The 22,981-nt window shown below is 71.9% G+C and carries 18 protein-coding genes and 6 pseudogenes; 6 read left to right on the forward strand and 18 right to left on the reverse strand.

Annotated elements, in window-relative coordinates:
- The 3 genes and pseudogenes from AB1285_RS17750 to AB1285_RS17760 form a co-directional block, all read left to right on the forward strand.
- Positions 1–2,316, forward strand: a pseudogene (locus tag AB1285_RS17750) (DUF3418 domain-containing protein); the annotation flags it as partial.
- A gap of 82 nt (positions 2,317–2,398) precedes the next feature.
- Entirely contained in the window at positions 2,399–2,752 is a 354-nt protein-coding gene (locus AB1285_RS17755; protein WP_429977567.1) for an alcohol dehydrogenase catalytic domain-containing protein, read from the forward strand.
- Positions 2,749–3,231 (forward strand): zinc-binding dehydrogenase, encoded by a 483-nt coding sequence (locus AB1285_RS17760; RefSeq protein WP_429977568.1) that lies wholly within the window; start codon positions 2,749–2,751, stop codon positions 3,229–3,231. The genes AB1285_RS17755 and AB1285_RS17760 overlap by 4 nt, the downstream gene beginning before the upstream one ends.
- Before the next feature lie 73 nt (positions 3,232–3,304).
- On the opposite strand, the gene AB1285_RS17765 is transcribed toward AB1285_RS17760, so the two are convergent.
- Positions 3,305–3,862: a hypothetical protein gene (locus AB1285_RS17765; RefSeq protein ID WP_429977569.1), complete on the reverse strand. Its 558-nt coding sequence runs from the start codon at positions 3,860–3,862 to the stop codon at positions 3,305–3,307.
- Between the two features lie 12 nt (positions 3,863–3,874).
- On the opposite strand from AB1285_RS17765, the gene AB1285_RS17770 reads away from it, so the two are divergent.
- On the forward strand, positions 3,875–3,979 hold the full coding sequence (locus AB1285_RS17770) for a zinc-binding dehydrogenase (protein ID WP_280565730.1): 105 nt from the start codon (positions 3,875–3,877) through the stop codon (positions 3,977–3,979).
- Positions 3,980–4,088: 109 nt separating this feature from the next.
- Here AB1285_RS17770 and AB1285_RS17775 read toward each other — a convergent pair whose 3' ends face one another.
- From AB1285_RS17775 to AB1285_RS17810, 8 genes and pseudogenes are all read right to left on the reverse strand, one after another.
- Positions 4,089–4,928, reverse strand: a complete 840-nt coding sequence (locus AB1285_RS17775) for a peroxidase-related enzyme (protein ID WP_429977570.1) — start codon at positions 4,926–4,928, stop codon at positions 4,089–4,091.
- A 319-nt stretch (positions 4,929–5,247) separates the two neighbouring features.
- The gene (locus tag AB1285_RS17780) at positions 5,248–6,582 is read right to left on the reverse strand and encodes a CMD domain protein (protein WP_429977571.1); all 1,335 of its coding nucleotides are present in this window, start codon (positions 6,580–6,582) and stop codon (positions 5,248–5,250) included.
- Between the two features lie 369 nt (positions 6,583–6,951).
- Complete coding sequence (locus tag AB1285_RS17785) at positions 6,952–7,254, reverse strand: ABC transporter ATP-binding protein (RefSeq protein ID WP_429977576.1); 303 nt, start codon at positions 7,252–7,254, stop codon at positions 6,952–6,954.
- A gap of 12 nt (positions 7,255–7,266) precedes the next feature.
- A pseudogene (locus tag AB1285_RS17790) lies at positions 7,267–8,579 on the reverse strand (ATP-binding cassette domain-containing protein); the annotation flags it as partial.
- Positions 8,576–9,469 (reverse strand): ABC transporter permease, encoded by an 894-nt coding sequence (locus AB1285_RS17795; protein ID WP_370428432.1) that lies wholly within the window; start codon positions 9,467–9,469, stop codon positions 8,576–8,578. The pseudogene AB1285_RS17790 and the gene AB1285_RS17795, both read right to left, overlap by 4 nt.
- Positions 9,466–10,446, reverse strand: a complete 981-nt coding sequence (locus AB1285_RS17800) for an ABC transporter permease (RefSeq protein ID WP_370428431.1) — start codon at positions 10,444–10,446, stop codon at positions 9,466–9,468. Before AB1285_RS17800 ends, AB1285_RS17795 begins: the two co-directional genes overlap by 4 nt.
- Before the next feature lie 16 nt (positions 10,447–10,462).
- Positions 10,463–12,098: pseudogene (locus AB1285_RS17805) on the reverse strand (TIGR04028 family ABC transporter substrate-binding protein).
- A 131-nt stretch (positions 12,099–12,229) separates the two neighbouring features.
- On the reverse strand, positions 12,230–13,624 hold the full coding sequence (locus AB1285_RS17810) for an NtaA/DmoA family FMN-dependent monooxygenase (RefSeq protein WP_370428429.1): 1,395 nt from the start codon (positions 13,622–13,624) through the stop codon (positions 12,230–12,232).
- Positions 13,625–13,727: 103 nt separating this feature from the next.
- Between AB1285_RS17810 and AB1285_RS17815 the strand changes: the two genes are divergently transcribed.
- Positions 13,728–14,723 carry a Gfo/Idh/MocA family protein gene (locus AB1285_RS17815; RefSeq protein ID WP_370428428.1) on the forward strand — a complete coding sequence of 332 codons (996 nt, stop codon included), beginning with the start codon at positions 13,728–13,730 and terminating at the stop codon, positions 14,721–14,723.
- Entirely contained in the window at positions 14,716–15,696 is a 981-nt protein-coding gene (locus AB1285_RS17820; RefSeq protein ID WP_292793529.1) for an NYN domain-containing protein, read from the forward strand. Before AB1285_RS17815 ends, AB1285_RS17820 begins: the two co-directional genes overlap by 8 nt.
- A 25-nt stretch (positions 15,697–15,721) precedes the next feature.
- Here AB1285_RS17820 and AB1285_RS17825 read toward each other — a convergent pair whose 3' ends face one another.
- From AB1285_RS17825 to AB1285_RS17865, 9 genes and pseudogenes are all read right to left on the reverse strand, one after another.
- On the reverse strand, positions 15,722–16,729 hold the full coding sequence (locus AB1285_RS17825) for a sugar phosphate isomerase/epimerase family protein (RefSeq protein ID WP_370428427.1): 1,008 nt from the start codon (positions 16,727–16,729) through the stop codon (positions 15,722–15,724).
- 40 nt (positions 16,730–16,769) lie between these two features.
- Positions 16,770–17,621: a sugar phosphate isomerase/epimerase family protein gene (locus AB1285_RS17830; protein ID WP_259951467.1), complete on the reverse strand. Its 852-nt coding sequence runs from the start codon at positions 17,619–17,621 to the stop codon at positions 16,770–16,772.
- Between the two features lie 78 nt (positions 17,622–17,699).
- Positions 17,700–18,907: pseudogene (locus AB1285_RS17835) on the reverse strand (substrate-binding domain-containing protein).
- 190 nt (positions 18,908–19,097) lie between these two features.
- Positions 19,098–19,958, reverse strand: a pseudogene (locus AB1285_RS17840) (ABC transporter permease); the annotation flags it as partial.
- Positions 19,955–20,791: an ABC transporter permease gene (locus AB1285_RS17845; protein WP_429977572.1), complete on the reverse strand. Its 837-nt coding sequence runs from the start codon at positions 20,789–20,791 to the stop codon at positions 19,955–19,957. The gene AB1285_RS17845 and the pseudogene AB1285_RS17840, both read right to left, overlap by 4 nt.
- Positions 20,788–21,090 (reverse strand): hypothetical protein, encoded by a 303-nt coding sequence (locus tag AB1285_RS17850; RefSeq protein WP_429977573.1) that lies wholly within the window; start codon positions 21,088–21,090, stop codon positions 20,788–20,790. The genes AB1285_RS17845 and AB1285_RS17850 overlap by 4 nt, the downstream gene beginning before the upstream one ends.
- The gene (locus tag AB1285_RS17855) at positions 21,087–22,454 is read right to left on the reverse strand and encodes a sugar ABC transporter ATP-binding protein (RefSeq protein WP_429977574.1); all 1,368 of its coding nucleotides are present in this window, start codon (positions 22,452–22,454) and stop codon (positions 21,087–21,089) included. Before AB1285_RS17855 ends, AB1285_RS17850 begins: the two co-directional genes overlap by 4 nt.
- Positions 22,451–22,606 (reverse strand): hypothetical protein, encoded by a 156-nt coding sequence (locus AB1285_RS17860; RefSeq protein ID WP_429977575.1) that lies wholly within the window; start codon positions 22,604–22,606, stop codon positions 22,451–22,453. Before AB1285_RS17860 ends, AB1285_RS17855 begins: the two co-directional genes overlap by 4 nt.
- Positions 22,603–22,981: pseudogene (locus AB1285_RS17865) on the reverse strand (gfo/Idh/MocA family oxidoreductase); the annotation flags it as partial. The pseudogene AB1285_RS17865 and the gene AB1285_RS17860, both read right to left, overlap by 4 nt.

A 22,981-nucleotide genomic window follows, 5' to 3' on the forward strand; every position in this document is an offset into this window, starting at 1 on the left:
CACCTCAACTACGTGCGGGTCCGCGAGTGGTTCGACGTGCATCGGCAGCTCCGGACGCTCGTCAAGAGCCCCGATCGCGGGGCGGAGCCGAGTGGCGCGGCCGATCCGGATGCCATCCACCGCGCGCTGCTGTCCGGCCTGCTGTCGCAGATCGGCGTCCTCGACGAGCGCACCGCCCCCGCGGGGAAGGCCCACTCTCCCGCGAAGGACGCCCGCCGCCGGATCACGGAGTACCGAGGCGCGCGGGGTATCCGGTTCTCGATCTTCCCGGGCTCGGGGCTGCGCAAGAAGAGCCCCCGGGCGGTCATGGCGGCCGAGATCGTGGAGACCTCCCGCACCTTCGCCCGCACCGTCGCCGCCATCGACCCCGCCTGGGCCGAGCCCCTCGCCGGCGACCTCGCGAAGCGTCAGGTCACCGAGCCGCACTGGTCCAAGGACGCCGGAGCCGCGGTGGCGTTCGAGAAGGTCACGCTGTTCGGGGTCGAGATCATCCCGCGCCGGCGCGTGCAGTTCGCCCGCATCGACCGGGCCGCCTCGCGCGAGCTCTTCGTCCGTCATGCGCTCGTCGAGGGCGAGTGGGACCCGTCCCGGATCGACAAACGGGTCAGCGCGTTCTGGCGCAGCAACGCCGAGCTCCGCCGCCGCCTGGAGAAGCTCGAGGAGCGTGAGCGGCGCCGCGACATCCTGGCCGGCGACGAGGCCGTCTTCCGGTTCTACGACGAGCGCATCCCCGCCGAGGTGTTCGACGTGCGGTCGTTCGAGAGGTGGTGGCGCGAGGCGCTGACGACGACGCCGAAGCTGCTCGTGATGCGCGAGAGCGACCTCATCGACGACGAGGACCGCGCCGACCAGCGCGAGTTCCCGACCCGGTGGACGCAGGGCGACCAGGTGCTCGGCCTCGCGTACCGGTTCGAGCCGGGTGCCCCCGATGACGGCGTGAGCGTCGTGCTGCCGCTACCGCTGCTCGCCCAGATCGAGGATCGCGGCTTCGACTGGCAGGTGCCGGGGCTCCGCGCCGAGCTCGTCACCGGACTCCTGCGCGCGCTGCCCAAGGCCATCCGCCGCCACGTCGTCCCCGCCGCCGACTGGGCGGAGAAGTTCGGGGCGGCGCTGGCCGACGAGGGTCCGGAGGTGCACGGCGGCCTCCCCCCGCGCACCCTCAAGGAAGCGCTCGCGCGGCTCGTGCAGCCGCTCGCGAACCAGGTGGTGACGGCCGCGGACTTCGATGACGAGCGGGTGCCGGCGCACCTGCGCATGAACTTCCGCGCCGTGGACGAGCGGGGACGGGTGGTCGGGTCAGGGCGTGATCTCCGGGCGCTGCAGGCCGAGCTCTCCGACCGCGCGCGCAGCAGCGTCGCCCGCTCCATCGCCCGCCCCGGGCGTGCGGAGGCACCGGGGCCGCGCGGGGCGGAGCGCGTGGCGCGGCTCCGGTCGAGCAGACCGGGCTGACGGCGTGGACGTTCGGCGACCTCCCGGCGGTCATCGACACCAAGGTCGCGGGCGGCGTCGTCCGCGGGTATCCGGCGATCGTCGATGCCGGCAAGAGCGTGTCGGTGCGGGTCGAGGCGACTCCGGACGCCGCGGCCGCCGCCACGCGCGACGGCGTGCTCCGTCTCGTCCTGCTCGCGGTGCCCTCGCCGTCCTCGTACGTGCAGCAGCACCTCACCAGCCAGGAGAAGCTCGCCCTCGCCGCCTCGCCCTATCCGTCGGCGGCCGCGCTCATCGAGGACTGCCGAGCCGCCGTCGCCCGTCGCGTGATCGACGCGTCGACCGGCGCCGACGGCCAGGACCGTGGCGTCGTGCGCACCGAGGCCGAGTTCGCCCCGGGTCCGCGACGCCGTGTCCGCCGTGCTCGTCGACGAGCTCTTCGCCTGCGTCTCCCTCGTCGCCCGCATCCTCACGAAGGCGCGGGAGGTGGAGCGCGGCATCAAGTCCCAGAACTCGCTGGCGCTGCTCGGCCCGCTGAACGACATCCGCACCCAGCTCTCCGGACTGCTGCACCCCGGCTTCGTCGCGGCCGCGGGTGTCGACCGGCTCGCCCACTTCCCCCGGTACCTCGACGGCATGATCGACCGGTTGAAGACCTTGGCGAACGAGCCGGGCAAGGACCGCGCACGGATGACGGAGTTCGAGCGGATGGCGGTGCTGTTCGCGGACGCCGGCGGCACGATCCCCCTCGCGCCCGACGCTCCCCCCGCGATCGTCGAGGGTGCGCTGGCTGCTGGAGAGTACCGGGTCAGCGTCTTCGCTCAGCGTCTCGGCACCGCGCAGCCGGTGTCGCCGCAGCGGATCACCAAGGCGCTCGCGGGGAAGTGACCCCCGCCGGGTAGCCTGAGGGCATGGCCCGCGCGATCGTCTACACCGAGTTCGGATCCCCGCTGTCCTCCACCTGATGGAGGTGCCTGACCCCGTGCCCGTCCGCGGCGAGGCGCTGGTGCGCATCGAGGCGGCCGGTGCCAACCCCATCGACGCGAAGCTCCGTGGCGGCAAGCGCCCGTCTGCGCCGATCACCGAACCGCGTCCGGTCGGATTCGACGGTGCCGGGGTGATCGAGGTGCTGGGCGAGGGCGTCGACGGGTTCGAGGTCGGCGACCGCGTCGCGATCCGCGACACGCTCGGGACCTACGCCTCCGCCATCGCGGTCGAGGTCGACAAGCTCGTGAAGCTCCCGGACGCCGTCACGCGGCCGAGGGTGCGGCGATCGGCATCCCGGCCGGCACCGCCTACCAGTCCCTCCGCTCGCTCGCCGTGACGGCCGACGACGTGCTCCTCGTGCACGCAGGATCCGGCTCGGTCGGCCAGGCCGCCGTGCAGTTCGCGGTCGCCTGGGGCGCGACGGTGATCGCCACCGCGAGCCCCGCCCGGCACGACCAGCTCCGCGAGCTCGGCGCGATCCCCGTGGCCTACGGCGACGGCCTGCTCGACCGCGTCCGCGCGGCGGCCCCCTCCCCCTTGACCGTCGTCCTGGACTGTGCGGGCACCGACGAGGCCATCGAGACCTCCCTCGCCCTGGTCGCGGACCGCGACCGCATCGCGACCATCGTCCGCGGTCCCGACGCCGCCGACTTCGGCATCCGGGCGTTCTCCGGCGGGTCCCCGAGCCGCTCACGCCGCAGGAGCTGGAGTGGCGCGCCGAGGCGCTGCAGAAGACCGTGGACCTCCTGGCCGCGGGCGACTTCACCATCGAGCTCGGCCCGGAGCTGCCCCTCGCCGAGCGGCACGGGCCCATGAACTCATGGAGACCGGCGCCGCCTCGGGGAAGATCATCCTCGTCCCCTGACCCCAACCCTGACAGCGTCGGGCGTCACCCCGCACGCGGCGTTCGGCGGGTTCTGCCGCGGCCAGGAGACACTGATCGGTCAGGCGGCTTTCGGCTTCCGGCGCGGTGGGAGGCGAAGATGCATGTCGCGAACGCCAGCACAGCAAGGGATGGCGCGAAGAGTCGCGCGTCCGGTGCATAGCCGTCACTCACAGGCCATCCACTCTGGGCATAGCGAACCGGTCCTGCATCGCCGACGACGTAGGACAGAAGCATGCCGCCCGCAGCGATTCCGAACAAGGCGAAGAACCACCCCGCGTATCGAACCCACCACCGACGTGCCCTCGGCACGATACGCAGAGGCAGCCCGATCAGGAACGCCAGGATCGTAAGCGGAGTGGAGAGGACCGCGAATCCGACGATCTGCAAGCCCTCTGTGTACCCGGCCGCGGTGGTCGACCAGATCGCTATCGCGACATACGTGGTCAAGCCGGTGAGGAAGACTTGCGCCGCCAACAGGAGCCAATGCCGTTCGGTCTCGGCCGCGGCCACCTGGCGTGGTGAACCAGGCACCCCGGCGTCGAGCTGGTTCTGAGACGTCACATTCGGATCGTAGTGCTTCTGCTCGGAGCACCGGAGCTGCCCCTCGCCGAGGCGGCGCGGGCCCATGAGCTCATGGAGACCGGCGCCGCCTCGGGGAAGATCATCCTCGTTCCCTGAGGGATCAGGGTGGCACCGGAGCGGGGTTGCGGCCACGACGGGCTCCGACCCGATCGCCTAGCCTCCGGGGCAGTCGCACTCACTGCCGCTGTAGCACTGGCACACCGAGTCAGGGTAGTCGGCCTTGGTGGCGGTGATTCTGACATCGAGTTCTTCGAGCGGGACGACGTCCTCGATGCCGTCCAGTTCCGGGATGTCCGGGCAGTCCGCGGGGCCTGTCTCCACGATCTCTTCGCCTCGCGGAAAGGTCAGGGTGAAGCACACCGCCCCCTGGCGCTGCTCGTACCACCAGCCACCGCCCGTTTTGCGCGTCACCGAGTGCGAGGAGTGTCAGGGTGGTGCTGTCGTCCCTCTTGTCGAGGTCGAGGAGCTTGAGCGGGTTGCCGTCGAGCTCGTCGGTTCCGTCTCGGAGGTCGGAGGCGAGGGAGAGTTCGGCGATGGTCACTTCCGGGTCCGTGACGATCTTGCCGCGGTGCTCCCACATGCTGTCCTGCGCGTCTTCGATGGAATCCGCGAGGCTCACCCGCACGAGGTTCTCGATGCTCGGCGCGCACCCGACGAACATGGCGGCCGCAGCGACGAAGCCAACGACAGGGAGGCTTCGGCGCCGCAGACGGCTTGTCATGATGCGACGGTAGCGCATCCGGCGACGACCTCCCTGTCGGTCAGGCGGGCGCGACGGGGCGGCGAGCGAGAGCATCAGCCGGTTCGCCCAATTGAAGAAGGCCGCGCCGTGCACGACGTCCGCGATCTCCAGGTCGTCCAGTCCGGCCGCACGGAGGCGCGCGATGTGCGCGGGACCGAACGCGCGAGGCGTGTCGGTCAGCGCGACCGCTGCCGCGACGATCGCGTTCCAGCGCTCCCCGAGATCCGCGTCCACGCCCTCGGCGAGCAGCGCGTCGACGTCCTCCGGCCGCTTGCTGTGGTGCGCCGCGAACCGGGAGTGCACGGAGGCGCAGAACACGCAGCCGTTGCGGCGCGAGGCGGCGGTGGCCGCAGCTCCCGTTCCGCCCGTGGGAGGCCCTCCGCGGCGTTGTAGAAGATGTCCTTGTCGACGAGGGTGCGCGCGCGCAGCACCTCGGGGTCGCGGGCGAGCAGCCGGAAGTACTCGTTCTTCGCCCGGGCGGCGTCGACGAGGCCGTCGAGGTGCCGCGGGGTCAGATCCTCCTCCGCCAGGGGCGCGAGGTGGGGTGTCCAGCCGACCTCGGCGCGCGTGAAGGCGTGCGGATAGGGGGCGGCGTCGTGGCGGAGCACGGTGTCGGCGGCGGTCATGCGGCCTCCTCCTCGGTGTCGGTGTCGGTGGCGGTCGCGGTCGCTGTGTCGGCGGCGGTGAGTCCGGCCTCCTGAAGCACGCGGAGGCCGGTGACGACCCACTGCTGGAAGGCGAGGAAGGACACGAGCTGCGACAGCGTCACGATGCCGTCCGTCGACCAGCCGGCGTCGTGCAGGCGGCCGAGGTCGGCACCGGATGCCTCGCGGGGACGGAACACCAGCAGGTGCGTGTGCGCGAGAGCGGTCGCGAGACGCTCCCCCACGGCAGCCGATGCCGCTTCATCCGGGAGGTAGCGAGTGCCGTCGGTACTCTCGGCCTCCAGCCCGCGCTCGGTGTAGGCGCCGAATGGTCCCGTGGTCGCGGCGGCTCCGGCCTCCCGGGCGACGATCGCGGCGCGCTCCGGGTCGATCTCGCGGGCCCTCCGGGCGTAGAACGCCGCCGTGGGGTCGTCGGCACCGGCGAGCGCGGTCGCGAACGCCGCGATGAGCGCGCGCTCTGCGAGAGACACATGCTCCGCGGATACCGGGTGGAAGAGCGCGTCGAAGCTCGCCTGGAGCTGCTCCCTGGTCACGGGACGGCGACGACGCAGCGCATCCAGCTCCCGCGTCACCCCCGTCAGCTGGTCGACGATGTCGGCGGTCATGCGTTCTCCTTCACGGTGGGGGTGTTCTCGGGCGTGTGGGTGGTCTCGGATCCGGCGGCGTGAGCGCGTAGCGAGGGCCGGGGCGACCTCCGTCGCGAACAGCTCGATCGAGCGCAGAACGTGGGCGTGCGGCGCGTCGACCGAGTGCACCTGGAACGCCACCTCGGTCGCGCGGTGCAGCGTGGTGTCGGCGGCGAGCGAGGCGGCGACCTCCTCCGGGGTGCCGAGGTGCGTGTCGAGAGCGGCGATGAGGTCGTCGATGCCGTCGCCGGGGATCGTCTGGCCCTGCCGCCGGAAGCCCTCGGCCGCCCGCCGTAGACCGACCTCGGCGAACCGGAGCGCCTCGGCGCGGTCGTCCGCCACGAACACGGTGCGGGAGGCGGTGATCCGCGGCGTCGCGCCGGCGGGGAGCGCGTCGAGGTAGGCGTCGATGATCGGGTCCTGCAGGGCGGACAGCGGGGCGTGCAGACGTTCGCCGGGGCGGGGCTGCGTGCGGGACAGCAGCAGTCCATGACCGTGGACGCCTGCTCGATGACCGCCGGGTGCCGAGAACGTCGCCTGCCAGATCCGCTGCGGCCAGCGACCCCGCGTCCGGATACAGCGTGTTCCCCGCACCGACGTCGCGGCCTGGAGAGCGTCGAGCAGCACGCCCAGCTTGCGGTCGTAGGTGGGCCCCTTGTCGCGCACGTCCTCCCGAAGGCGTGAAGGACGACGGGGTGCCGCCGCTGCCGAGCCCGAGGTCGATCCGCCCGTCCGCGAGCAGGTCGGCCACCACGGCGTCCTCGGCCACCCGGACCGGGTCTTCGAGGGGAAGGTGATGATCCCGGTGCCGAGCCGGATCCCGAGGTGCGTGCCGCCGCGTGCGCGAGGAAGACGAGCGGCGAGGGCAGCCCGCCTTCCGCCGCCCGGAAATGATGCTGTGCCACCCAGGCCCTCCCCACGCCGTGCCGTTCGGCGTGCTGGATCTGCGCCAGGGCGAGCGGTAGCGGTCGTTCGGAGACGCATCGTCCAGGAGCCGGGTGAAGAATGCGACGGTGGGGCGAGGGGTGGGGGCGCTCATGCGAGGATCTCCGTTCGGCCGGGGACCGCGGCCAGCAGCTCCCGGGTGTTCTCGTGCTGCGGGTCGTGGAACAGCTCCTCGGTCGGCCCCTCCTCCACGACGCGCCCGCGGTGCATCACGGAGACGGTGTGGCTGATGCGGCGCACCACCGCGAGGTCGTGCGAGATGAAGAGGTAGGTGAGTCCGAGCTCGGCCTGGAGCGCGGAGAGCAGTTCGAGGATGCGCGCCTGCACCGTCACGTCGAGCGCCGACACCGCCTCGTCGAGCACGAGGATCTCGGGGTCGACGGCGAGCGCCACGAGCGATCGCGACCCCTGCCGCTGCCCGCCGGAGAGCTCGCTCGGCGTGCGACGGGCCGCATCCGCCGGCAGCGCCACGCGCTCGAGCAGGGCGACCGCACGATCCCGACGCTCCGACCGCCGCCGATGCGGAAGTTGTGCAGCGGCTCGGCCACGATGTCGGCGATCTGCTGCCGTGGATCCAGGGAGGCGAAGGGGTTCTGGTACACGAGCTGGATCCGTCGGCGCAGCGCACGCAGTCGCGCCCCCTCGACGGCCGTCGCGTCCTCCCCCGCGAGCTCCACGGTCCCGGCGTCCGGACGGAGGAAGCGCGTGACCAGGCGCGCTGTCGTGGACTTGCCCGATCCGGACTCGCCGACCAGCGCATGGGTCGTCCCGCGCCGCACCCGGAAGGAGACGTCGTCGACCGCCCGGAAGCGCTCACGACCCGCGACCCGGAACTCCTTGACGAGGCCAGCAGCCACGATCTCGTAGGGCTTCTCGGCGGCCACTGCCGCGGCGTCCCGGAGGAACGGCGGCGCGTCCGGACGCCGGAAGCCGGTCGTGAAGGCGGGCGCGTCGGCGAGCAGCTGCCTCGTGTACGGGTCTTCCGGCTCCGCGAGCACCTGCGCACTCGGCCCCTGCTCCACGATCCGGCCGTCCTTCAGCACCGCGATCCGCGCCGCCCGGTCCGCGGCGACGCCGACGTCGTGCGTCACGAGGAGGATGCTCGTGCCGTCCTCGCGCTGCAGCTCGTCCAGCAGATCCAGCACCCGGCGCTGCACCGTGGCGTCGAGGGCGCTGGTGGGCTCGTCCGCGATGAGCAGCCGAGGGCGGAGGGCGATCGCGGCCGCGATGAGCACCCGCTGCCGCATCCCGCCGGAGAGCTCGTGCGGATACTGTCGCGCGCGCAGATCGGGGTCGTCCAGCCCGACGCGGTCGAGCAGCTCGAGCACGCGGGCGTTCCGGGAACGACGGTCGCGATGCCCGTGCAGACGCAGCACCTCGGCGACCTGCACGCCGACGGGGCGCACCGGGTCGAGCGAGGTCGTCGGATCCTGCGGGACCAGCCCGATCTCCGAGCCGCGGATGCCGCGGAACGCCCGATCCGACCATCCGGAGATGTCGAGGTCCCCGAGCCGGACGCGCCCGCCCTCGACCCGTCCGCCCTCCGGCAGCAGGCCGAGGAGGGCGTGCGCCGTGGTGGATTTGCCGGAGCCCGACTCGCCGACGAGGGCGAGGGTCTCCCCCTCCGCGATGGCGAAGGAGAGGCCGTGCACGACCTCGCGGGCGGCGTACGAGACCCGCAGGTCCGTCGCGGTGAGGACGGGGGTGGGCGCGGTCATCGGGCGCTCCTTCCGAGCCGGTGGCTGATGCGATTGGCGCTGAGCACGACGGCGACCACCACGAGGCCGGGGAGCGCCGTGAGCCACCAGGCGGTCGCGATGTAGTTGCGCCCCTCGGCGATCAGCAGGCCCCACTCGGGGGTGGGCGGCGGCGCGCCGTAGCCGAGGAAGCCGAGGGTGGAGATGGCGAGGATGGCCGTGCCGAACTGCAGCGCGGCGAGCGCGATGATCGGGGTGAGGGCGTTCGGGAGCACATGCCGGCGCAGCACGGCGACGAAGGTGCCGCCGCTGCCGTACGCCGCCTCGACGTACTCGGTGCGGCGCACCCGCGCCACCTCGGCGCGCATGAGCCGGGCGAAGGCGGCGACGCTGCCGAGTCCCACGGCGATCGCCGCGTTCACCGTTCCGAAGCCGAGCAGGATGATGACGGAGAGCGACAGCAGCAGCCCGGGGATGGCCAGGAGCACGTCGACGATCCGCATCAGCACGTCGTCCACGACACCGCCGGTCGCGCCGGCGACGGCTCCGAGGAGCGTGCCGAGCGCGAGGCCTACCGTCACGGCGATGAGCGCACCCGACAGGGAGTGCACCGCGCCATGCACGACCCGGCCGAAGAGGTCGCGGCCGAGGGCGTCGGTCCCGAACCAGTGCGCGGCGCTCGGCGGCAGGAGCTTGTCGGCGGGCACGCCGGTCAGCGGATCGCCCGGCGCGAAGACCCCCGGGATCACCGCCCACAGCACCGCCACGGCGACGACCGCGAACGCGAGGTACAGCCCCCAGGCGCGCGAACGCCGTCGCGGACGGGATGCGGAGACGGGCGCCGGGGCGGACGGCGCGGGCGGGGCACCCGACGTCTCGACCGACGTCTCCGCGATCATGGGAGCGGTCATACGGGCACCTTCTGGGCAGTGGGACGGACGGGGCGCGACCGGGCGGCGCGGGCCGCCCGCCGCTGCCGCGGGTCGATCAGGGGCGTGGCGAGGTCGACGGCGAAGCTGATCACCACGAACCCCAGGGCCGACAGGAGCACCACTCCCTGCAGCACCGGGATGTCCTGGTTCGCGACGGCCTGCTCCGTGAGGCGTCCGATGCCGGTGCGGCCGAAGACGGTCTCGGTGACCACCGCTCCTCCGACGAGCTCTCCGAACAGCACCCCCGCGATGGTGAGGGTCGGGACGGCGGCGTTGCGCGCGACCGACCGCGCGAGCACCCACGCCGGCGGCGCGCCCTTCGCCCGCACCACGGTCACGAACGGCTGCGCCTGCACGCGGTCGATGGATCGGACCAGGACCTGGGCGAGGGGCGCCGAGATCGGCACGGCGAGCGTGAGGACGGGGAGGATCAGGCCGCTGATCGGATCGGCCCCCACGATCGGCACCCATCCGAGCCCGAACGAGAACACCTGGATGAGCAGGATCCCGAGCCAGAACACAGGGACCGCCACGAACAGTCCCGGCACCTGCCGCAGACCGTCCCGCAGCCAGGCGAAGGGCGCGAGCGAGGAGAGCACCGCGATCAGCACCGCGAGCAGGACGGCGACCAGGAGCCCGAGCGCCGCGAGCAGCAGCGTGGCGGGCAGTGCTTCAGCGAGCATCGTCCGGACCGGGGTGCCGTACTGGGTCGAGTAGCCGAAGTCGCCGGCGAGGAAGCCGAGCCCCGCGTGCAGATACTGCTCCCCCCACGGCACGTCGGCGCCGTAGGTCGCGCGGATGTCGTCGAGCTGCTCCGGCGAGAGCCCCAGGCTCGGGTCGGAGAACTTGATGAGGATGGCGTCTCCCGGCAGCAGCTGCAGCAGGAAGAACGTGGCCGTGAAGGCCGCGATCAGCACGATCGCGGCCTGCCCGGCCCGTCGGAGGACGAAGGTCATGGGGTCACCGTGGTCCTCAGTGCTCCGCGAGCCACACGCCGGAGAACGTGGGGCGGCCAACCGACTCGAACGCGACGCCGTGCACGTACGTCGCCGCGCCGTAGACCTGCGGCTCCTCGAAGAGCGGGATCACGTACGCCTGCTCCGCGATGTAGTCCTGCACGGCCTGGGAGGCGGCCACCCGCTTCTCGGCATCCGGCTCGGAGGCGACGGCGAGGAGCAGCTCGTCGAGCGTCGCATCCTGCGAGATCAGCACGTCGCGGTTCTTCGTGAAGTACTGGCTCTTGATCACGTCGAGATCCGCACGGCCGACCATCGAGTGGTAGAACCCCGTCTTCAGGGGATCACGCGTGTCCTCCGCGTAGCTGCCCGCGTCGCCGGGCTTGACGGTGAGCTCGACGCCGACCGCCGCGAGTTGCTGCGCCACGAGCTCCAGGGTCTGCTTCGACAGCGGCTGCGGCTTGGCCTCGTAGACCGTGATGGACAACCGCTCGCCGTCCTTCTCGCGAATGCCGTCGGCGCCGGGCTTCCAGCCCGCCTCGTCGAGCAGCGCCTCCGCCTTCTCCGGGTCGTGGGCGTAGTGCGCGGACTCGTCCTTGTATCCCGCTGCCTGGGAGGACAGCACCGACGTGGCCACCGGGTAGTTCTCGGTGAACAGGGTGTCGACGACCTCCTGCGCGTCGACCGCGGCGATGATCGCCTGACGCACGCGGATGTCGGACAGCAGCGGGTTCTCCGGGCGGAGGGCGATCGAGTTGTTCACAGCCGCGGGTCTGCGGCGCGTACAGCGTGAAGCCGGCCCCCTCCACGCGGTCCTCGTCGAACGCCTGGACGTAGCGGACGTAGTCGGCTTGGCCCGCGAGCAGCGACCCGATGCGGACGGAGTCCTCGGGGGTCACCAGCACGTGCACGGCGTCGAGGTAGGGACGACCGTCGTTCTCGGCGCTGCCCGGGCCCCAGGCGTAGTCGTCGCGGGCGGTGAGGGTGTACTCGGTGCCGAGCTTCTCGTCGGTGACGGTGAAGGGACCGGAGCCGATGATCTCCTCCGCGTTGCCGGCGCCGAAATCCTCGATCGTGCCGTCCAGCGTCTCCGGGGACAGCAGCCCCGAGTTGATGGTCGACGTCGCCTGCAGGAAGCCGGGCGACGGCGCGCTGAAGCGGAACGTCACGGTGTCCTCGTCCACCACCTCGCTGCCGGCGTAGTTGTTGATGGCCTCGGAGACGGTGAGCCCGCGTTCGGCGTCGCCCAGCCCGTAGGTGTCGAAGTTCTTCGCGACGGCGGCGGCGTCCACGGGCGTGCCGTCCGAGAACGTCACGTCCGGGTTGAGATCGAAGGTGTACTCCGTGGCGTCGTCGTTCACAGTCCACTCCGCGGCGATCCACGGCTCGATCTCGAGCGTCTCCGGATTCTGCCAGGTGAGCCGGGCGGCGATGTTGTTGACGATGCCGCCGTTCGGGTAGAAGCCGGCCTGCGGCGGGTACAGGTTCGTGTAGGCCTGGTGCTCGAGGTAGGTCAGGGTGCCGCCGGAGAGCGGGTCCCCCGCGTCGGCCGGAGTGTTCCCCGGGGCGGGCGAGGTGGCGCAGGCGGCGAGGCTGCCGGCCAGGACGAGCGGGACCGCGACGGCGGCGGTGCGGATGAGGCGGCGGTTCATGCGGGGGACTCCTCGGATTCGGAAGACGGGGTCTCGGGTGCGGAGGGGGTGCAGGTGGTGTTCACGGTAGGAAGCGGCAGGGCACGGGGGCGAGGCGGCGGACTCCGGGTGTCGCGAGACGACACCCGTGGTCACGCGCCGACACGCGACGTCACACGGAGGCGGTCGCGCAGCGTCTCACGCCGGTCGTCCTGGCCGGCCTCCTCCGCCGCGCGGAGCAGGCCACGGCGGCGGAGCTCGGGGGCCGCGAGGCGGGTGAAGGCCTCGAACTGCGCGGGTTGGAATGCCGAGAGGACGTTGAAGCCGTCGGCGGCGCCCACGTCGCGCCAGCTCTCGAAGTGGTCGGCGATCGTGCCGGCATCGCCGACCACGAAGGCCGCGGGGACGGCGTGCGCGGCGACGAGATGCCGCCAGGTCACTGCCGCCTCCGCCCCGACCGCGAGCCGGGCGATCCGCGCGAGTCGCTCGACGAGCGCGGCACCCCGCTCCCCCAGCCGGAGCGCCTCGGCGGCCGTCACCGGGGCGTCGAAGGCGGCGGCACGCAGCGGGTCGTCGGCGGCCACCTCCAGTGCGTCGGCGAGGGAATCCACCGTGCGGTTCGGCGGGAACGCGACGCGATCGGGCTGCACCCCCTCAGCGAGCGGCACGAGCTCCAGCAGCCGCCGGACGATCCGGTGCGCCCCGGCGTCCGAGTCCGCGACGACGGGCAGCACCGGGGCGATGACCTTCAGCTCCTCCGCCGGGCGCCCCGCGTCCGCGGCGATGTCCTTCAGCAGCCGCCGCGTGGTCACGGCATCGGCGAGTGTGGGCGCGGCGATGAGCGCGAGATCGGCGGCGGTCGCGGCGAGCGCCCGCGACCGCGGCAAGGTCCCCGCGTGCACGATCGGGATGCGCCCCTGCGGCGGACGCGCGACGTTGAGCGGACCGGCGACCCGCACATGTGCGCCCGTGACCTCGGCCGCGCGCAGCCCCTCGGGGTCGATGAGCACGCCGCGCTCGGCGTCCGCGATCCAGGCGTCCTCGTCCCACGAGTCCCAGAGCCGGCGCAGAGCGACGACGAACTCCTCGGCCCGGTCGTAGCGGGTCTCGGTGTCGGCGTGGGCGTCACGGCCGTGGTTGCCCGCGGCACGCGGCTCGGCGCCGGTGACGAGGTTGATCCCGGCCCGGCCGTGGGTGAGGACGTCGAGGGAGGCCAGCGCCCGCGCCGTGGCGTACGGATCGGCATAGGTGGTGTTGACCGTCGCGATGAGACCGATCCGCGAGGTCACCCCGGCGAGGAACAGCACCGCGCTCAGCGGGTCGATGCGGGCGAGCAGGTAGGGGTCGCGGAACTCCAGGTCGGGTCCGGTCGCCAGCCAGTCGCCGAAGAAGAGGTAGTCCAGACCTGCGTCCTCCCCCTCCCGCGCGATGCGGCGCAGGATGTCCGCGTCCTCCGCGGGGTCGCGGTGGGCTCCGGGATACCGCCAGCCGGAGGGGTAGGCGCCGAGGGTGCGCACCATGGCGCCGATCACGAGGGGTTCCGTCATGCCGACACGGTAGGACCGCCGCCTCCACCCCGGCCACCGGGAGGAAGCCGGAGGTCACCGGATGTCACAGACGGTCACACGCGCCACCCTCTACGCTGAGAGGATGACTGGACTTCGTTGGGGAATCCTCGCGACCGGCGGCATCGCCGGCGCCTTCGCATCCGATCTGCGCACGGCCGGCCTCGACCTCGTCGCCGTGGGCTCACGCTCGCAGGAGTCGGCCGATGCCTTCGCCGCGCGCTTCGACATCGCGCACGCGCATCCGTCATACGAGGCGCTGGTCTCCGATCCCGACGTCGACATCATCTACGTCTCCACCCCGCACCCGATGCACCACGAGAACGCCCGGCTCGCCCTGGAGCACGGGAAGCACGTCCTCGTCGAGAAGGCGTTCACGCTCGAGCACGCCCAGGCCGCGGACCTCCAGCGGCTCGCCGCCGAGCGCGGGCTGCTCGTCATGGAGGCGATGTGGACCCGGTACCTGCCGCACATGGTCCGCATCCGCGAGCTCCTCGCCGACGGCGCCCTGGGTGAGATCCGCACCGTGAGCGCCGACCACACGCAGCAGCTGCCCACCGACCCCGCCCACCGCCTCAACGCCCTCGAACTGGGCGGCGGGGCGCTGCTCGACCTGGGGATCTACCCGATCTCCTTCGTCTGGGATGTCCTCGGCGCACCGACCACCGTCCGCGCGGTGGGGCGTCTGGTCGAGACCGGAGCCGATTCCGAGGTCGCCACCGTCATGGTCCACGAGAGCGGGGCGATCTCCACGACGCTCTCCTCCTCGCGCGGCGCCGGCCCCAACGCCGCGAGCATCGTCGGCACCGAGGCCCGCATCGACATCGACCGGGTCTGGTACGCCCCCACCTCGTTCCGTCTCGTGCTGCCGGACGGGACGGTGCAGGAGGAGTACGTCTCGTCCGTCGAGGGTCGCGGCATGCAGTACCAGGCGTTCGCGGCCGAGCGCCTCGTCCGCGACGGTCTCCTCGAGGGCGACGTCCTCCCCATCGCGGAGAGCGTCGCCATCATGGGCGCCCTGGACGAGATCCGCGCGCAGATCGGCGTGCGCTACCCCGGCGAGGAGGACGACCGTGGCTGAGACGACCGACGCCCGCGTGGCGGTGTACCTGGACTTCGACAACATCGTCATCTCCTGGTACGACCGGGTCCACGGCCGGAACTCCTACGGCAAGGACCGCCAGCGCATCACGGAGCACCCGAACGACCCCGAGGTCGCCGAGCGGCTGAGCCGGGCGATGATCGAGGTCGGCGCCATCATCGACTACGCGGCGTCCTTCGGCACCCTCGTGCTGACCAGGGCGTACGCGGACTGGTCGTCGCCGGTCAACGCCGAGTACCGGTCGCAGCTCGTGGCCCGCGCGGTGGATCTCGTCCAGCTCTTCCCCGCCGCGGCGTACGCCAAGAACGGCGCGGACATCCGGTTGGCGGTCGATGCGGTCGAGGACATGTTCCGTCTTCCGGACCTGACCCATGTGGTCATCGTGGCCGGCGACAGCGACTACGTGCCGCTCGCCCAGCGCTGCAAGCGCCTCGGCCGGTACGTGATCGGGGTGGGCGTGGCCGGGTCGACGGCGAAGTCGCTCGCCGCGGCCTGCGACGAGTTCGAGTCGTACGACTCGCTTCCGGGCGTGGCGCGTCCGGCGAAGGCAGCACAGCCCGCGGTCGCTCCGGTGGTCGAGGCCCCGGCGGAGCCGTCCGCCCCGGCCGCCGCGGACGCGGGTACCCCGAAGCCCAAGACCGCGTCGAAGTCCCGCACGAAGGCCAAGGCCAAGGCCGCTGCCGAGGAGCCCAAGGTCGAGGAGAAGATCGACGACCAGGGCGAGGCCACGCGGCTCCTGGAGCGCGCCCTGCGCCTCGGCCACGACAAGGCGGATGCCGACGAGTGGTTGCACAGTTCCGCGGTCAAGACGCACATGCGCCGCATGGACCCGTCGTTCAGCGAGAAGGCCCTCGGCTACCGGTCCTTCTCCGACTTCCTCAAGTCGCGCGACGACATCGCCGAGCTCGAGGAGACCGGGCACGAGCGCCTGGTCCGCCTGCGGGAGCCCTGAGCACGGCCGGTCGCCTGCCGTCCCGTCACTGGTGGCGGAACGCGGCGTCGAAGGCGGCCGCGGGCTGCGGCCACAGCAGGGAGCGCACGAAACCGAGCGCCTCGGGGGCGCCGTGCAGGCGGTCCATGCCGGCGTCCTCCCACTCGATCGAGATCGGGCCGTCGTACCCGATCGCATCGAGCGCGCGGAACGCGTCCTCCCAGGGCACGTCGCCGTGGCCGGTGGAGACGAAGTCCCAGCCGCGCCGAGGGTCGCCCCACGGCAGATGCGAGCCGAGCACCCCGGCACGGCCGTTCCTCGGTCGCAGGCGGGTGTCCTTGCAGTCGACATGGTAGATCCGGTCGGCGAAGTCGACGATGAAGCCGACGGGATCGATGTTCTGCCACATCATGTGCGAGGGGTCCCAGTTGAAGCCGAACGCGTCGCGGTGGTCGATCGCGTCGAGGGCGCGGACGCTCGACCAGTAGTCGTACGCGATCTCCCCGGGATGCACCTCGTGGGCGAAGCGCACGCCCTCGCCGTCGAACACGTCGAGGATCGGATTCCATCGCTCGGCGAAGTCCTGGAACCCCTGGGCGATCACCGTCTCCGGCACCGGCGGGAACATCGCGACATAAGGCCAGATCGACGACCCGGTGAAGCCGACGACGGTGTCGACGCCGAGCTTCCTGGCCACCCTGGCCGCACGCGTCATGTCCTCCGCCGCCCGCTGCCGCACACCCTCGGCCGCGCCGTCGCCCCAGACGTACGGGCGCAGGATGCCCTGGTGCCGGAAGTCGATCGGGTCGTCGCACACCGCCTGCCCGGCGAGGTGGTTGGAGATCGCGAACACCCGCAGTCCGTGCCGGTCGAGGATCTCGCGGCGGGAGGCGACGTAGGCATCGTCCTCATCGGCCCGGCGGAGGTCGAGGTGGTCGCCGGACGCGGCGATCTCCAGCCCGTCGTAGCCCCACTGCGCGGCGAGGCGGGCCACCTCCTCGAACGGCAGGTCGGCCCACTGGCCGGTGAACAGGGTGACCGGGTGACTGCTCATGGATACTCCTTCGTATCGCGGGTGCTCGTATCGCGGGGGTTCAGGCGCCGAGGGCGCGCAGGTGGGCGATGCTGCGGGCGGCGAGATCGTCCTGGCTGGCCGCGAGCGGTCGCCACACCGAGGCCGCGACCGCGATCGTCGCGTTCTCGCCCGTGAAGCTCTCCAGCCCCAGCACGCCGCGGTAGCCGGCGTCGTCGAGCGCGCGGAGCATCTCCGGCCAGTCGGTGTGGTCGTCGCCCACGGCACCGCGGTCGCTGCCGCACACCTGCACGTGCGCGATGGCGGCGCCCGCCGCCCGGACCGCGTCGGCGGGACGCTTCTCCTCGATGTTGAGGTGGTAGGTGTCGAGGGCCAGCCCCACCCCGGCACCGAGCAGCGGCGCCAGCGCATCAAGGCTCTGCGCCACGGTGTTCAGCACGCTGGTCTCGTAGCGGTTGAGCGGCTCGACGGCCAGCGTCACGCCGATCGCGGCGGCCTCGCGAGCGAGGGGGGCGAGGTTGTCCCGGAGCTCGCCGACGACCTCCGCCCGCTCCGTCTCGTCCATGCGCCAGGTGACGCCGGTCGGGGCGTAGAACGGCCCGGCGACGACCGCGGCCCCGAGGACGGCCGCGGCGTCCAGGCAGGCGCGGAGGTAGTCCTGCGTGGCGGCGACGTCTCCGGCGCGCGCGAGCAGCGAGCGCCCGGGTCCCATCGCCCCGACCACGACCGCGCCCATGCCGAGGCCGTCCAGCACGGCCCGGGCCCGGAGCGGGTCCCAGTCACCGAAGCTCTCCAGCGGCAGCTCCAGGGCGTCGTAGCCCATCCGGGCGGCCGTGCGGGCGAGCGGCTCCAGGGTGTCGTCCGTCAGCGGAGACGTCCAGACCCAGGTGTTGACGGCGATCGTGCGGGGCATCGTTGTCCTTCTGATCGTGCGGGTGCTCCCACCCTCCCACTCGCCTCAGGCGGAGCGGAAGGGCGGGAGCACACGGGGTCACGGGATCTGGCGCTCCTGCCAGACCGTCGGGTAGCCGGGAAGGTCCTCTCCGCCGAACTTGGCGTAGTGGCCGTCGGGCATGCCGTCGTTCGCCGTGAGGTAGTCGTCCAGCTCGGCCTCGGTGATCGGCTTCTGCGGGAGCACCCACTCCTTCGGCACCTCTTCGCCCGCGAAGATCATCTGCGCCGCGAGCAGAGGGGTGCGCCACTGGAAGTTCGAGTACACCGGGGCGAGGCCGGTGAGGCCCGTGTCCTTCCACTTGCGCAGGAAGCTCATCTCGTCCTCGCCGGTCATCACCGGGTAGTCGGCCCCGGCATCCTCGAAGGCCTCGATGGCGGCGACGGCGCCGTCACCGGCGTCCATCCAGATGCCCTGCACGTCGCCCTTGGCGAGCTCGTCGCTGATGATGCTCTTGATCTCGGCGGGGTCCGCTCCGGTGAAGTGGTCCACGGCCTCGATCCCGGCCTCCTCGAACAGCTTCTCGGCTCCGGCCCAGCGGTGCTCCAGCACGTCGACACCGGGGAGGATCCGGAGAGCCACGACCTTGTCGCCCTCCTCGAGGTTGTCGATGAGGAACTCCGCGGTGTCGATGCCCCAGGCGAATCCGCCGATCGGGTGGATGAACGTGACAGGGCAGTCGGTGTTCACGCCGCGGTCGAACACGACCACCGGCTTGCCCGTCTCGCACGCCGCTCGACCGCGGGGGTCATCGCCGCCGTGCTGTTCGGGGAGATGAGGAAGACGTCGCACTCGCCTTCGGAGATGAAGTAGTCGATGTCGGCGATCTGGGTGTCGTCGGAGTCCTGCGCGTCGCGGGTCTCCATCTCGCTGATCGCGCCCGACTCCTGCAGCACCTTTAGCTGCTCGTTCATCGTGATCCAGCCCGTCTGCCGCCACGGGTTCGAGATCGAGGCGTTCGCGAAGCAGGCCTTCTTGGCGCCGGTGCTGGCGAACTCCGACGTGTCGACCATCTCGGCGTTGATGTGCTGCAGGTAGGGCTGGTCGGCGGGGCCCTGGGGGTCGACGCCGCGCTCCTCGTCCTGCTTGTCGAAGAGCTCCTGGTCGAACCACTCGGTGGTCTCGGCCGACTCCTCGGGGTTCTCCGACTCCGCCGGCGCCACGGACGGGTCGGTCGTGCACCCGGCGAGCGCGATGAGGCCGAAGAGGGCCACCCCTGCGGTGGCGATCTTCATCGATCGTCGCATTGCTAATCTCCTCTGGTTGTAGGGCTTGATGCGGTGCTGCGGTTCTCGGCGTTCTCAGTCCCCGCGGTATGGACGTCCGTCGGCTGGGACCGCGCCGGCGGCGGGCTCGGAAGGCGACACCCGCATAGGCGACGGCCGCGATGATGATGACGCCCTGCACGGCGTCACGGAGGGTGGAGGGGACGCCCGCGATGTTCAGGAGCAGGAACAGCGCCTCCAGCGCGAACGCTCCGGCCACGGCGCCGACGATCCAGCCTCGACCTCCGCCCAGCACGACCCCGCCGAGCACCACCGCAGTGATCGCGGTGAACTCGTAGCCCCGGCCGACGGACGGGTGCACCCCCGCGTACCCGACCAGCAGGACGGCGGAGAGGGTGGCCGAGAGGGAGGACAACACGAACGCGCGTGTCGTGACCCAGGCCCGGCGGGCACCGGCGTAGTCCACGGCGCGGGCGTTGTCGCCGATCGCGATGAGGGTCTTGCCCAGCGGGCGCTTGGTGATGACGATGCCGAGGGCGAGCCACGCGGCGAGCAGCAGCACGGCCCAGGGCAGGAACTCCAGCACGGGGAGGTCGCGGATCCCTCCGCGGCCGATCTCGCGGAAGCTGTCGGCCGGGTTGCCCGTGGCCGCGCCGCCCGTCCACCACATCACGCCGCCGAGCAGGGCGAGCATCATGCCCAGCGTCACGATGAACGACGGCACCTTGAGCAGCGTCGTGAGGACGCCGTTGACGAGCCCGACGACGATACCGAACACCACCATGAGCAGCAGCACCGGGAGGGTGCGCGCGTCGTCCTGGCCGACGAGGTTGCCGGCGATGATGACCTGCGCCGTGATGAGCGACCCCTGGGAGAGATCGAACTCCCCGGCGATGATCACGAAGTACTGCCCGATCGCGACGATCGCGATGGGCGCGACGCGCTGCAGGTATCGCATGAACTGGCCGGGCTCGGCGAAGCTCGGGTTGAGCACGGCGACCGCGACGAGCAGGATCACGAGCAGCAGGAAGACCGCCCCGCGGGGGCTGACGAGCGTGCGCAGCGCGTTCATGAGCGTCCTCCTTCCCGCACGGAGGCGGTATCCCCTGCGCTGTCGACGGCGGCGACCTCGATGGTCGGATCGGCGAGTTCGGCGGCCGCCACCGCCATGTCCCCTTCGGCCGCCTTCGCGGCGTCGTCTCCCCCGGTGCGCGTGCCGCCGGCCCCGAAGCGCGGCCGGCGGCGCACGACGGCCCGCCGACTGTAGACGGCGACGGCGGCGACGATGACGATGCCGCGCACCACATCCTTGAGGAAGGGGTTCACCTGCAGCACGCTCATCACGTTGTCGACGACGGCGAGGATGGCGACGCCGCCGATGGTGCCCCAGATCGAGCCGCGCCCGCCGAGGAGCAGCGTGCCGCCCAGCACGACCGCGGCGATGGAGAGCAGTGCGTAGCCGCCCTGCTGACCGACCGTCGGGCTGCCCACGCCGAGACGGCTGGCGAGCAGGAGTCCGGCGAGCCCCGCGAACACGGAGCACAGCACGTGCGCCCAGATCAGCGGCAGGCGGGTGCGCACGCCGCTGAGCCGCGCGGTCTCGGGGTCCCCGCCGACGGCGTAGAGATGGGCGCCGGTGCGGGTGCGGTTCAGCAGCACCCAGACCAGCACGGCGAGCGCGATCATGATGAGCGTGGACACCGGGATCGGTCCGACGCCGGTCGCGCCGATGAGCTGGAACGCCCACGGGACCTCGCCCGCCGAGCCTTCGAAGTTCGTGTTGAGGATGCCCTGGAGGATCAGCCCGACGCCGAGCGTCGCGATGAAGCCGTTGACCTTGAGCACCGTCACGATGAGCCCGTTCACGAGCCCGATCCCCGCGCACACGAGGAGCGTCACGATCACCGCGAGCGGATGTTGCCGGCGTTCCCGGCCATCATCGTCGCCGCGAGCAGGCTCGACAGGCTGATGACGTAGGTGACCGACAGGTCGAGCGAGGCGCCGAGCACCACGAGCGTCTGCCCGATGGCCACGAGGCCGAGCACGCTCATCCCGGTCAGGATGTCGCGGATGTTCCCCGGGCTGAGGAAGTTGCGACCGACCGTGGCGACGAGGATCGCGCCGACGACGAGGGCCAGCAGCAGGATGCCCAGCACGATGACGGTCGAATCGATGCGGAGACGGGCTCCGGTGCGGCGGCTCATCGCGCGCCCCCGTTCGTCGAAGGACCGCGGTCGGCGCCGGTGGCCGCCGCGAGGATCTCGTGCTCGGCCGCACCGGCCGGCAGCTCGGCGACGAGCTCGCCGTCGTGCATGACGAGGATGCGGTCGCTCATGCCGATGACCTCCGGCAGCTCGCTCGAGACCATGAGCACGGCCTTCCCCTGCGCCGCCAGCTCGCGCATGAGCTGGTAGACGGCGTACTTGGCCCCCACGTCGATGCCCCGTGTCGGCTCGTCGAAGAGCACGATCTGCGGCTGGGTGAGCAGCCACTTGGCCAGCACCACCTTCTGCTGGTTGCCGCCGGACAGGAAGCGCACCTCCTGGTCGAGACCGCGCGAGGACACCTCCAGCGTGCGGAGCACTCCCGGCACCTCCCGGCGCGACGCCGCGGTGCGTCCGGCGAACACGTTCCGCACCACGAGCAGGGCGTTGTCGAGGATCGACTGCCCCAGCGCGAGCCCCTGGGCCTTGCGGTCCTCCGAGACCAGGGCGAGTCCGGCGCGCACGGCCGCACGCGGCCCGGTGATCCGCACCGGCTCGCCGTCGATCCGCACGGCGCCGCGGGTGAAGGCCTGGATGCCGAACACCCCCTCCACGAGCTCCGTGCGTCCGGAGCCCTGGAGCCCGGCCACCCCGACGATCTCCCCGGCACGGAGCGTCAGCGACACCGAGTCCACATAGGCGTTCCCGCAGCCGTCCAGTTCGAGCCGGGGCGCGCCGACCACGGTGCCGGCGACCGGGTCGGGGAAGTAGGACTGGATCGACCGGCCCACCATCCGGCGCACGAGCTCGTCGGTGGTCAGGGCCGCGGTCTCGTCCGTGGAGACGAGGGCGCCGTCCTTGAGGATCGTGATCCTGTCGCAGAGGTCGAAGATCTCCTTCAACCGGTGGGAGACGTAGATGACGGCGACACCACGGGAGGTGAGCCGGCGGATGATCGCGTACAGCAGCTCCACCTCGCGGTCGCTGAGCGCCGCGGTCGGTTCGTCCATCGAGATCACCTGCGCATCGAACGACAGCGCCTTCACGATCTCGACGATCTGCTGCTCGGCCACCGTCAGCGAGCCCACCCGGGCCTGCGGGTCGATGAAGGAGACTCCGAGGTCGCTGAGCAGCTCCGCGGTGCGCTCGTTCATCGCCCGCACGTCGATGAGTCCCGCGCGCCGTGGCTCCCGGCCGAGGTAGACGTTCTGCGCGACCGTGCGCTCCGGGAGCAGGGTGAACTCCTGGAACACCGTGACGATGCCGGCGTCCATCGCCTGCCGGGGGTGCGCGTGGCGCACCTCCGCGCCGCGGTAGGCGATCGTCCCCTCGTCGGCCGGCTGCACGCCGGCAATGATCTTCATGAGGGTGGACTTGCCTGCACCGTTCTCGCCGACGAGCCGTGCACCTCCCCCGGTCGCACGTCGAAGTCGATGCCCTTCAGCACCTCCACGCCGAAGAACGCCTTGCGGATCCCGGCCACCTGCAGCACCGGCTGCGTCGTCGTCGCGGTCATGCCGGCACCTCCGTCCAGCGGCCCTCGTGGGCGGCGGAATCGAGCACGGCCTCGGTCAGCACCGCCGCACGGTGGCCGTCGGCGAACGTCGGCAGACCGTCGGGCACGTCGCCCGCGATCGCGGCATAGACGTCCGCGACGAAGCCGTTGAAGGCGTCCTGGTATCCCATGGCGTGCCCGGCGGGGACGCGCTGCAGCCGGGCGGACTCCGGGTCGGCCGTGGCGGGGTCGCGCAGCAGCAGCCGCGACTCCTCCCGCATGCCGACCCAGAGCTCCTCCGGCCGTTCCTGCTCGAACCGCAGACTCTGCCGCGTCCCGTGCAGCTCCAGGGTGAGGGCGTTCTTGCGGCCCGCCGCCATCTGCGAGATGAGCAGC

The sequence above is a fragment of the Microbacterium sp. NRRL B-14842 genome, from assembly GCF_050470785.1.

Excerpts from the sequence above, each read along its gene's own strand:
- AB1285_RS17850 (WP_429977573.1), bottom strand. The coding sequence starts at position 21,090 with ATGAGCCGCCGCACCGGAGCCCGTCTCCGCATCGATTCGACCGTCATC.
- AB1285_RS17855 (WP_429977574.1), bottom strand. The coding sequence starts at position 22,454 with ATGAAGATCATTGCCGGCGTGCAGCCGGCCGACGAGGGGACGATCGCC.
- AB1285_RS17860 (WP_429977575.1), bottom strand. The coding sequence starts at position 22,606 with ATGACCGCGACGACGACGCAGCCGGTGCTGCAGGTGGCCGGGATCCGC.
- AB1285_RS17825 (WP_370428427.1), bottom strand. The coding sequence starts at position 16,729 with ATGAGCAGTCACCCGGTCACCCTGTTCACCGGCCAGTGGGCCGACCTG.
- AB1285_RS17795 (WP_370428432.1), bottom strand. The coding sequence starts at position 9,469 with ATGACCGCTCCCATGATCGCGGAGACGTCGGTCGAGACGTCGGGTGCC.
- AB1285_RS17810 (WP_370428429.1), bottom strand. The coding sequence starts at position 13,624 with ATGACGGAACCCCTCGTGATCGGCGCCATGGTGCGCACCCTCGGCGCC.
- AB1285_RS17800 (WP_370428431.1), bottom strand. The coding sequence starts at position 10,446 with ATGACCTTCGTCCTCCGACGGGCCGGGCAGGCCGCGATCGTGCTGATC.
- AB1285_RS17830 (WP_259951467.1), bottom strand. The coding sequence starts at position 17,621 with ATGCCCCGCACGATCGCCGTCAACACCTGGGTCTGGACGTCTCCGCTG.
- AB1285_RS17815 (WP_370428428.1), top strand. The coding sequence starts at position 13,728 with ATGACTGGACTTCGTTGGGGAATCCTCGCGACCGGCGGCATCGCCGGC.